We start from the raw sequence: 9,916 nt of genomic DNA, 5'->3' as shown, positions 1-9,916 counted from the left end.
GCGTCGGCGGCGTGGTTCGCGCTGCTCGGTTCGGCGCGGTCGGCGCGGCGCGCTTCCTGCGCCAGGCGGCCGCATGGCGGGCGATCGACGCACTGGTCGCCGTGGTGATGTGGGCGGTCGCGGCGCAGTTGCTGCTGACGCCGCTGAAGCAGGCTTGACGAGAGGAGTCGCCATCATGAAGGTCATCGTCCTGGGCGCCGGCATCATCGGCGTCAGCACCGCCTGGTACCTGCTCGAGCAGGGGCACGAGGTCACGGTCGTCGACCGCCAGCCCGACGCCGCGCTGGAAACCAGCTTCGCCAACGGGGCGCAGATCTCGGTCAGCTTCTGCGAGCCCTGGGCCAACGCCGAGGCGCCGTTGAAGGTGCTGAAGTGGCTGGCGCGCGACGACTCTCCGCTGCTGTTCCGCCCCAAGCTCGATCCCTGGCAATGGCGCTGGGGCCTGAGCTTCCTGACGCAATGCACCGACGGCGCCTTCGAGCGCAACGTGCAGCAGCTCGTCGCGCTGGGCCGCTACAGCCACGAGTCGCTGAAGGCCCTGGTGGCGCAGACCGGCATCGAGTACCACCGGCTCGAGCGCGGCATCCTGCATTTCTTCAGCAGCCAGAAGGATCTCGAAGGCGGCGCGGCCGGTGCCGAGCTGATGCGCCGCCACGGCGTCGACCGCCGAGTGCTGTCGCGCGACGAGGTGCTGCGCGTCGAGCCGGCGCTGGCGAGCTACGGCCCGCGCATCGCCGGCGGCACCTACACGCCGAGCGACGAATCGGGCGACGCACGCGTGTTCACGCAGGAGCTGGCGAAGCGCTGCGCCGCGCGCGGTGCGGTCTTCCTGTACGGCCACGCGATCGACGGCCTGGACCGCGAAGGCGATCGGCTGGGCACGGTGCGCATCCACGACCTCGCGTCGCAGCAGCCGCGCACGCTGAAGGCCGATGCCTTCGTGGCGGCGCTCGGCTCCTACACGGCGCCGCTGCTGCGCCCGCTCGGTGTGCACCTCAACATCTACCCGGCAAAGGGCTACTCGGCGACGCTGAAGCTGCGCCGGCCGGAGCGCGCCAGCGTGGTCAGCATGATCGACGACGCGCGCAAGATCGCCGTCTCGCGCCTGGGCGACGAGGTCCGCATCGCCGGCACCGCCGAGCTGGCCGGCTACGACACCGGCCTCGACAGCCCCACCGCGCGCGTGCGCTGCCAGGCGCTGGTGCGGCGCTACGAAGAGCTGTTTCCCGGCGTGGCCGATCTGTCCGCACCGAACTTCTGGGCCGGCCTGCGGCCGAGCACGCCCACCAACATTCCCTGCATCGGCCGCAGCCGCATCGCGAACCTGTGGGTCAACGCCGGCCACGGCACGCTCGGCTGGACGCATGGCGCGGGCTCCGGGCGGGCGCTGGCCGAACTGATCAGCGGCCAGCGGCCGGCACTCGAGTTCGGCTTCCTCGGCGAGCGCCGGAGCGGCCCCACCTGGGCTGGTGCACGCCGCGCCACGGCGGCAGCGCCCTCGCAAGCCTGACGCCCCGACGCACCACAGGCCCGCCTGCAGCGGCAGAATCGTGCGCAATGGTCAGCGTCACGTTCACGGCCCACCTGCAGCGCCACGTCGACTGTCCGCGGCACGTGCTGCAGGCCGCGACGCTGGCCGAAGCCCTCGAGCAGGTGTTCAAGACCAGCCCGCGGGCACGCGGCTACCTGCTCGATGACCAGGGCGCCCTGCGCGCTCACGTCGCGGTGTTCATCGACGGGCAGCGGGCCCGGGATCGGCAGCACCTGAGCGACGCGCTGCGCCCCGATGCCGACGTGCATGTGCTGCAGGCGCTGACCGGCGGCTGAACGATCAGCGCGCGGCCTGATGACAAGGAGAGCCTCATGCCGTCGAACCGACTCTGGGTCGCCACCCGCAAGGGTTTGCAGGGCTGGCACCGCGACGACACCGGCGGGTGGCGGCCGAACGCCGCACCGGCCTTCCTCGGCGACCCGGTCAGTCAAGTCCTGCATGACGCACGCGACGGCGCGCTGTACGCCGCGCTGAACCTCGGTCATTTCGGCTGCAAGCTGCACCGCAGCGATGATGGTGGCAGCCACTGGCAGGAGCTGGCCGCACCGGCCTATCCGGCCAAGCCGGACGGCAACGACGATCCGGTGCCCTGGGATCTGAAGCTGATCTGGAGCCTCGCCGCCGGCGGGCCTGAACAGCCCGGCGTGCTGTGGGCCGGCACCATCCCAGGGGGCCTGTTCCGCTCCGAAGACCGGGGTGCGAGCTGGCGACTGGTCGAGTCGCTGTGGCAACGCCCCGAGCGCCGCGGCTGGTTCGGCGGCGGCTACGACCACCCGGGCATCCACAGCGTGCTGGTCGACCCGCGCGACAGCCGGCGACTGCTGCTCGGGATCTCGTGCGGCGGCGTCTGGCGCAGCGACGACGAGGGCGCGAGCTGGACGCTGTCGGCGCAGGGCATGCGCGCGGCCTTCATGCCGCCCGACCAGGCTTACGAACAGAACATCCAGGATCCGCACCGCGTGGTGCAATGCCGCGCCGCACCGGACACGCTGTGGGCCCAGCACCACAACGGCATCTTCGTCAGCCGCGACGGCGCACGCAGCTGGCAGGAGATCCCCGAGGCCGGCCCCTCGGTGTTCGGCTTCGCGGTGGCCGTCCACCCGCAGCAACCTGCGACCGCCTGGTTCGTACCGGCCGTGAAGGACGAGTGCCGGGTGCCGGTCGACGGCCGACTGGTGGTGACGCGCACGCGCGACGGCGGCGCCAGCTTCGAGACGCTGACGCGCGGGCTGCCGCCGCCGCCCGCCTACGACCTGGTCTATCGCCATGCGCTCGGGGTCGATGCCAGCGGCGAACGCCTCGCGATGGCGTCCACCAGCGGCAACCTCTGGCTCAGCGAGAACGGCGGCGACGACTGGCAATGCCTGTCTACCCACCTGCCGCCGGTGAGCGCGCTCGCGTTCGATTGAACGCAGCGGCGGGACCTCCCCCCGAACCCCTACGTTATGGGGATGGGTGTGCAACGCCCCGACTCCTACAGTTTCTTCACCCGCTGTCACACGGAACAAGGATGCGCGCGCCGGCGCCACAGCGATCACCCTTCGCGGCGCGGCACGCTCCAACAGTCCCAACGATGTCCTTTCCCAAGGACTTGCCAGCCCACCCTCCCCGGTGGGCTGTTTTTTTCCGGGATCGAAACCCGGCTCCAGGGCGGCACGCAGATGTTCGACCAGCGAGCGCACGGCCCGCGGCACCTGCGCGCTGAAGGGTCGCAGCGCATAGATCGCATCGCCGAAGAAGCCGACCGGCCGCCAGTCGGGCAGCACCTCGCGCAGCCGACCGGCCTTCACCGCCGCGGCCGCGCTGAAGTCGGGCAGCAGCGCGAGCCCCAGGCCAGCCAGCACTGCGTCGCGCAGCACCTCGGAGTTGTTGGCCCGCAGCAGGCCCGTCACGGTGACGCGGGCCCGCTCCGGCTCGCTGCGGCGGCCCCGGGTCGCGGCCTGCTCGAAGGCCCACAGCGCCGGCCCGCTGCGCAGATAGGGCAGGCAATCGTGCCCCGCCAACTCGTCGGGATGGCGGGGCGTGCCGCGCCGCCGCAGGTAGGCCGGCGAGGCCAGCAGCAGCGTGCGCGACGCGCACAGCTTCCACGCCACGTGGCTGTCGGGCGGCGCACTGGTGTGGCGCACCGCGAGGTCGAAGCCCTCGTGCGCGAGGTTGACCAGCCGGTCCGACAGGTCGAGTTCGACGCGGATGCCGGGCCAGGCGCGCAGAAAGCTCTCGAGTTGTGGACCGACATGCTGGCGCCCCAGCGCGACCGGCGCCGTCATCCGCACCAGGCCCTGCGGCTGCGAGGCCAGGTCGCGCACGCCGAGCAGGCTCTGCTCGATCTGCGCAAAGCTGGCGGCGGTCTCGTCGACCAGCTGCTTGCCGGCCTCGGTGAGCCGCACGCTGCGCGTCGTACGCTGCAGCAGCGGCACGCCGACCGCACGCTCGAGTTCGGCGATGCGCTGGCTGACCGCTGCCTTCGACAGGCCGAGCCGCTGCGCGGCGAGCGTGAAACTGCCGCTCTGCGCGATCGTGCCGAGGGCATGCACGTGGGGCCACAGCGGCGCGTTGGGGGTCGTGCTCATGCGCTCATTGTTCATCCAAATGAACAATGTAGTCACGCAATGTGACTGGTCAGACCCGCCTTGCGCACCTAAGCTGCAGGGATCGAATCATCGCCAGGAGACACGACATGGGCGCCCCCGAAGCTTTCACCGCCACCGCCCGAGATCGGCCATTTCATCGGCGGACGTGCCGTGCCCAGCACGAGCGGGCGCCGTCAGGCGGTCTACAACCCGGCCACCGGCGCCGTCGCGCGCCAGGTCGCGCTGGCCTCGGCCGACGAGGTGAACGCTGCGGTCGCCGCAGCCCAGGCCGCGTTCCCGGCCTGGGCCGACACGCCGCCGCTGCGGCGCGCTCGGGTGCTGAACAAGTTCCTGCAGCTGCTCAACGAGCAGCGCGACACGCTGGCCGCGATGATCACCGCCGAGCACGGCAAGGTGTTCACCGACGCGCAGGGCGAGGTCACGCGCGGCATCGAGATCGTCGAGTTCGCCTGCGGCGCGCCGCAGCTGCTGAAGACCGACTTCACCGACCAGGTCGGCACGGGCATCGACAATTGGGTGCTGCGCCAGCCGCTGGGCGTGGTGGCCGGCATCACGCCGTTCAACTTCCCGGTCATGGTGCCGATGTGGATGTTCCCGATGGCCATCGCCACCGGCAACAGCTTCGTGCTCAAGCCCAGCGAGCGCGACCCCAGCCCCAGCCTCTTCATCGCCGAGCTGCTGAAGCAGGCCGGCCTGCCCGACGGCGTGTTCAACGTCGTGCAGGGCGACAAGCTGGCGGTCGACACGCTGCTGACCCACCCCGACGTGAAGGCGGTGAGCTTCGTCGGCTCGACCCCGATCGCGCAGTACATCTACGAGACCGGCGCGAAGCACGGCAAGCGCGTGCAGGCGCTTGGCGGTGCGAAGAACCACATGGTGGTGATGCCCGACGCCGACCTGGAGCAGAGCGTCGACGCGCTGATCGGCGCGGCCTACGGCTCGGCCGGCGAGCGCTGCATGGCGATCTCGGTGGCGGTGCTGGTGGGCGACGTGGCCGACCAGATCGTGCCGAAGCTCGCCGAGCGCGCCAAGGCGCTGAAGGTCAAGAACGGCATGGAGCTCGACGCCGAGATGGGCCCGATCGTCACGCCGCAGGCGCTCGAGCGCATTGAAGGCTACATCGCGCACGGCGTCGACGAGGGCGCGAAGCTGTTGGTCGACGGCCGCGGCCTGAAGGTGCCCGGTCACGAGCAGGGCTTCTTCACCGGCGGCACGCTGTTCGATCACGTGACGCCCGAAATGAAGATCTACAAGGAAGAGATCTTCGGCCCGGTGCTGGCCTGCGTGCGCGTGCCCGACTTCGCCAGCGCAGTGGCCCTGGTCAATGCGCACGAGTTCGGCAACGGCGTCGCCTGCTTCACGCGCGACGGTCACGTGGCGCGCGAGTTCGCGCGCCGCATCCAGGTCGGCATGGTCGGCATCAACGTGCCGATCCCGGTGCCGATGGCCTGGCACGGCTTCGGCGGCTGGAAGAAGAGCCTGTTCGGCGACATGCACGCCTACGGCGAGGAGGGCGTGCGCTTCTACACGAAGCAGAAGTCGGTGATGCAGCGCTGGCCCGAGAGCACGCCCAAGGGCGCCGAGTTCGTGATGCCGACGTCGAAGTAGCAGGCGAGCGCCGTCAGGCGCCGGGCCAGCGCCAGTCGACGCGCATCGGCGCGCTGCCCACCTGCACGATCTTGCGCTGCGACTGGCCGCCCACCGTGGCCTCCATCGTGTAGCGGCCCGGCGGCAGGCTGATCATCAGGATCGGGCCGGCGTCCCGGATGACCACCGGCTCGCCGCCACTGGTGTTCTGCAGTGTCACGCGCTCGGCCACCACGTACTGGCCGCCCTGGCCGCTGAACACGTTGCGCAACGCGAAGTCCGGCGACAGGCGGTCGATCACCGCGCGGGCCTCTTCGCCCGCCCCCCCGTTCACGTAGCTGATGCCGCCGGCCCGCTCCACGCGCGGGACTGGCGGCGCGTCGCCGGCCGGCTGGGCGATGGCGCCGGTCCACAGCGCGGCCGTCATCGAGAGCGCGCCCGCCATCGCGCGCAAGAGGCTGTTCATCGTCGTCTCCTCGATCGATTTCAATCACAGGAGCCTAGGACGCCCCCTCGGCCCGGCTGTCGGCACACGGCACCGAGCGCTGTCGGACGGCGCCGACAGCCAGCTCGATCCGCCTTCAGGTGCCGATCGCGCCGCCGTCGATGCGCCGGATCGCCACTGTGGCCGAGCGCGGCCGCCCGCCGCCGCCGGGCCAGGTGGAGCGCTTTCTTGCAGCGGCGGGATCGCCGGGGTCGTTGCCGCCCTCGCCGGGATGCTGGATGTTGACGAACAGCGTGCGCAGGTCCGGCGTGCCGACCATGCCGGTGATCTCGCAGCCGACCGGCCCGGTGAGAAAGCGCCGCACCTCACCGCTGCGCGGATCGGCGGCCAGCAGCATGTTGTTGCCCAGTCGGGCGTAGTCGCCCTGACCCAGCGCCGTCGGCGACGCATCGGTCGCGATCCACAGCACGCCGCGCGCGTCGAACCACAGGCCGTCCGGGCTGCCGAACGGGTCGCCCTTCACGTTGCCGCGCGCCTCGGCGCGCTCGTTGGCCGGATCGCCGGCCAGGATGAAGTGGTCCCACAGGAAGCGCGTCGCGGCGTGGCCTCCCACCTCCGTCCAGCGGATCACCTCGCCCATGGTGTTGCGCGCGCGCGGATTCGCAGCGTCGACGGCCGGATAGCCGTCGGTGCCGCGGCGGCTGTTGTTGGTGAGCGAGCAGTACAGCGTCGCGGTGCGTGGGTCGCCGGCGATCCACTCGGGGCGGTCCATCTTGGTCGCGCCGACCTTGTCGCTCGCCTGGCGCGACTTCACCAGCAGTTCGCCCTGGTCGGCAAAGCCCGCCTGCGCATCGAGTCCGTTCTGGCCGTGAACCAACGCCAGCCATTCGCCCGTACCGTCCGAATCGAAACGGGCCACGTAGAGCGTGCCGTGGTCCAGCACTTCGCGGTTGTTCGCGTAACCGCCGGTGCGCACCGGGTCACGCGACACGAACTTGTAGAGGTACTCGAAGCGCGCATCCTCGCCCATGTAGACCACCGCACGCCCGTCGGCCGCCTGCGTGACGAAGGCGCCCTCGTGCGCCGCGCGGCCGAGCGCGGTGCGCTTGACCGGGGTGCTGCGCGGGTCGAGCGGGTCGATCTCCACCACCCAGCCGAAACGGTTGAACTCGTTCGGATGCAGCGTGGCGTTGAAGCGCGCGTCGTGCTCGTGCCAGCGCAGACCGTAGCCGCCCGGTGTCAGGCCCCAGCGCTTCGCATGAGCATCCGGCTGCGCCGGGCCGTGGAAGTAGCCGACGAAGTTCTCCTCGCAGGCCAGGTAGGTGCCCCAGGGCGTGACGCCGTGCGCGCAGTTGTTGAAGGTGCCGATGACCTCGCGGCCACCGGGATCGAACTCCGTCCGCATCAGCGCGTGGCCGGCGGCCGGCCCGCTGATCGTCATCGGCGTGCGGGCGCTGATGCGCCGCGCATAGGCCGACGGGCGCTGCACCGCCCAGCGTCCGTCCGCCGCACGAGCCAGCTCGACCACCGACACGCCGAGCGCCGCCTGCGACTTGCGCACCTTCTCGGCGCTCCAGGTCTGCATGCCGTCGGCATGCAGCAGGCCTTCGTCGGTGTACTCGTGGTTCACCACCAGCAGGCCACGATCGCCGCGGCCCGCCGGGAAGAAGTGCATGCCGTCGTGGTGCATGCCGGCCTGCAGCTGCTGGTCCTCGGCGCTGTGGCTGCCGTCGCCGCGGAAAGCCGGCTGACCGGCCGCGAGGCCCGGTGCGCCGATCGCGTCGCCCCAGGCGTAGATCACCTCGGCCACATAGCCCGGCGGCACCACCACGGCATCGGCACTCGACGCCGGCACTGCGCGAAAGCCCAGCAGTGCCCCGCCCGGAGCCCGCGCCGGCGTGCCACAGCCGGCCAGCGGCGCGAGCAGCCCACCCACGCTGGCGGCGAGCCCGCCTCGCAGCAGCACGCGCCGCACCGGATCGCTGAGCTGCTGGAAGGCCGGGTTGGCAGAGGAGTTGGAGTCCTCCATCGTTGAAAAGTCCTTGGGCATGTCGTGTCTTGCTTCCGTCGTTCGCGCGCGCCGGCCGCCGGGGGCTTGCGCTAACCTGTCGGCCATGAAATCCCTGCTGCTCATCACCGGCGCCAGCCGCGGCATCGGCGCCGCGACCGCAACGCTCGCCGCCCGGCAAGGCTGGGCCGTCGCCCTGACTATGCACGCGACGACGCGGCCGCGCGCGCGCTGGTCGAACACCTCCGCGGCGGGGGCGGGGAGGCCGAGGCCTACCGCGCCGACGTGTCCGACGACGCGCAGGTGCGCGCGATGTTCGCCGCGATCGACGCGCACTTCGGCGCCGGCCGGCTGCGCGGGCTGGTCAACAACGCCGGCGTCGTGGATGTTGCAGCGCGCGTCGATGCGATGCCGGTCGAGCGCGTGCAGCGCATGTTCGCGATCAACGTGTTCGGCAGCTTCTGGTGCGCCCGTGAGGCACTGTTGCGCATGAGCCGCGTGCATGGCGGCACGGGCGGCGCGATCGTCAACGTGTCCTCGGCGGCCACGCGCATCGGCTCGCCCGGGCAGTACGTGGACTACGCGTCCGCCAAGGGCGCGATCGACACCTTCACGCTCGGGCTGGCGCGCGAGGTGGCGACCGAGGGCGTGCGCGTGAACGCGGTGCGGCCCGGCATCATCGACACCGAGATCCATGCCTCCGGCGGCCAGCCGGACCGCGCCGCGCGGGCCGCGCCGCAGCTGCCGATGCAGCGGGCCGGCAGCGCCGACGAAGTGGCGCAGAGCATCGTGTGGCTGCTGTCCGACGCGGCCAGCTACGTCACCGGCGCGCTGCTCGACGTGTCGGGCGGGCGCTAGTGCGCCGGCTCAGCGCCGCTCGATGATCACCGGCACCAGCTGCAGCGCGTCGCGCACCCGCTGCGCCGCGCCTTGCGCCTCGTCGCGAGACGCATACGGCCCGGCCTGCAGACGGTAGAGCGGCGCCTCGCTGAACACCGCCATCAGCGGCGCCAGCCAGTCCAGTTCGCTCGACACGCGCTGCTGGAAGGACTCGGCGCCGCCGCGCTCGCGGAAGGCACCGAGCTGCACCCAGTAGCCGCGCGCACCGCTCGTCAGCTCCCGGCTTGGCGTGCCACTGGCGACAGGGAGCGCCGGCAGTTCCGCCCCCTCAGCCGCCGCGACCGTGTCCGATGCTGGCGGCCCGCCCGGCGCGGCGGGCAGTGGCATGGCCTCTGGCTGGGCCGCCGCCACGGCCGTCGGCGCCGCATCGCGCCGCCACGCGCCGGTGCGGATGTCTTCGTAGGTGATGCGCTCCACCTCGACCGGGCCCACGCCGCGCAGCAGGTCGAGCTTCAGCGCCGCGGTGTAGCTCAGGTCGATGACGCGCCCGGCCACGAAGGGCCCGCGGTCGTTGATGCGCACCACGACCTCGCGGCCGTTGGCCGGGTTGCGCACCCGCGCATAGCTCGGCAGCGGCATGGTCTTGTGCGCCGCGGTCATCGCGTGCATGTTGTAGATCTCGCCGCTGGCCGTCTTGCGGCCGTGGAACTTGCGGCCGTACCAGGAGGCCAGTCCCTTTTCCTTGATCGGCACGTCGCGGGTCTCGGGCGTGTAGTTGCGGCCCAACACCTCATAGGGCTTGTTGGGTCCGCCCGAGCGGATCGGCTCGACGCGCGGTTCGGCGTCCGGCGTGCGGGCCAGGTCGGGCGGGATCTCGGCGGGCCGGGCCGTCC

Annotated in this window: 7 protein-coding genes and 2 pseudogenes; 5 read left to right on the top strand and 4 right to left on the bottom strand. The window is 71.6% G+C overall.

What is annotated here, in order from left to right; genetic code table 11:
* Positions 1 to 175 precede the first annotated feature (175 nt).
* The 3 genes from x551_RS14415 to x551_RS14405 are packed head-to-tail and all read left to right on the top strand — an operon-like array spanning position 176 to position 2,961.
* Positions 176 to 1,510 (top strand): D-amino acid dehydrogenase, encoded by a 1,335-nt coding sequence (locus tag x551_RS14415; protein WP_036249126.1) that lies wholly within the window; start codon positions 176 to 178, stop codon positions 1,508 to 1,510.
* A gap of 47 nt (positions 1,511 to 1,557) precedes the next feature.
* Positions 1,558 to 1,827, top strand: coding sequence for a MoaD/ThiS family protein (locus tag x551_RS14410; protein ID WP_011831094.1), 270 nt, complete (start codon positions 1,558 to 1,560; stop codon positions 1,825 to 1,827).
* A gap of 36 nt (positions 1,828 to 1,863) precedes the next feature.
* Complete coding sequence (locus x551_RS14405; RefSeq protein ID WP_036234298.1) at positions 1,864 to 2,961, top strand: sialidase family protein; 1,098 nt, start codon at positions 1,864 to 1,866, stop codon at positions 2,959 to 2,961.
* Between the two features lie 225 nt (positions 2,962 to 3,186).
* Here x551_RS14405 and x551_RS24445 read toward each other — a convergent pair.
* Positions 3,187 to 4,137, bottom strand: a pseudogene (locus x551_RS24445) (LysR family transcriptional regulator); the annotation flags it as partial.
* A gap of 156 nt (positions 4,138 to 4,293) precedes the next feature.
* Between x551_RS24445 and x551_RS14395 the strand changes: the two are divergent.
* The gene (locus x551_RS14395) at positions 4,294 to 5,751 is read left to right on the top strand and encodes a CoA-acylating methylmalonate-semialdehyde dehydrogenase (protein WP_275452073.1); all 1,458 of its coding nucleotides are present in this window, start codon (positions 4,294 to 4,296) and stop codon (positions 5,749 to 5,751) included.
* Between the two features lie 13 nt (positions 5,752 to 5,764).
* Here the strand turns inward: x551_RS14395 and x551_RS14390 are convergent, their stop codons facing one another.
* Both x551_RS14390 and x551_RS14385 read right to left on the bottom strand, forming a co-directional pair.
* Positions 5,765 to 6,196 (bottom strand): hypothetical protein, encoded by a 432-nt coding sequence (locus x551_RS14390; protein ID WP_036234295.1) that lies wholly within the window; start codon positions 6,194 to 6,196, stop codon positions 5,765 to 5,767.
* Positions 6,197 to 6,311: 115 nt separating this feature from the next.
* Positions 6,312 to 8,225 carry a PhoX family phosphatase gene (locus x551_RS14385; protein ID WP_036249119.1) on the bottom strand — a complete coding sequence of 638 codons (1,914 nt, stop codon included), beginning with the start codon at positions 8,223 to 8,225 and terminating at the stop codon, positions 6,312 to 6,314.
* A 64-nt stretch (positions 8,226 to 8,289) separates the two neighbouring features.
* Between x551_RS14385 and x551_RS14380 the strand changes: the two are divergent.
* Positions 8,290 to 9,041, top strand: a pseudogene (locus tag x551_RS14380) (SDR family oxidoreductase).
* Between the two features lie 9 nt (positions 9,042 to 9,050).
* Here the strand turns inward: x551_RS14380 and x551_RS14375 are convergent.
* The coding region (locus x551_RS14375; RefSeq protein ID WP_036249117.1) for a septal ring lytic transglycosylase RlpA family protein at positions 9,051 to 9,916 on the bottom strand (866 nt) is incomplete at its 5' end.

The organism is Methylibium sp. T29, from assembly GCF_000576205.1.
GTDB lineage: Bacteria > Pseudomonadota > Gammaproteobacteria > Burkholderiales > Burkholderiaceae_C > Methylibium > Methylibium petroleiphilum.
Note: the sequence above shows the minus strand (reverse complement) of the source record. Positions and strands in the feature narration are given on the sequence as shown.

Coding starts and splice junctions, on each gene's coding strand:
- x551_RS14385 (WP_036249119.1), bottom strand. CDS start 8,225: ATGCCCAAGGACTTTTCAACGATGGAGGACTCCAACTCCTCTGCCAAC.
- x551_RS14415 (WP_036249126.1), top strand. CDS start 176: ATGAAGGTCATCGTCCTGGGCGCCGGCATCATCGGCGTCAGCACCGCC.
- x551_RS14390 (WP_036234295.1), bottom strand. CDS start 6,196: ATGAACAGCCTCTTGCGCGCGATGGCGGGCGCGCTCTCGATGACGGCC.
- x551_RS14405 (WP_036234298.1), top strand. CDS start 1,864: ATGCCGTCGAACCGACTCTGGGTCGCCACCCGCAAGGGTTTGCAGGGC.
- x551_RS14410 (WP_011831094.1), top strand. CDS start 1,558: ATGGTCAGCGTCACGTTCACGGCCCACCTGCAGCGCCACGTCGACTGT.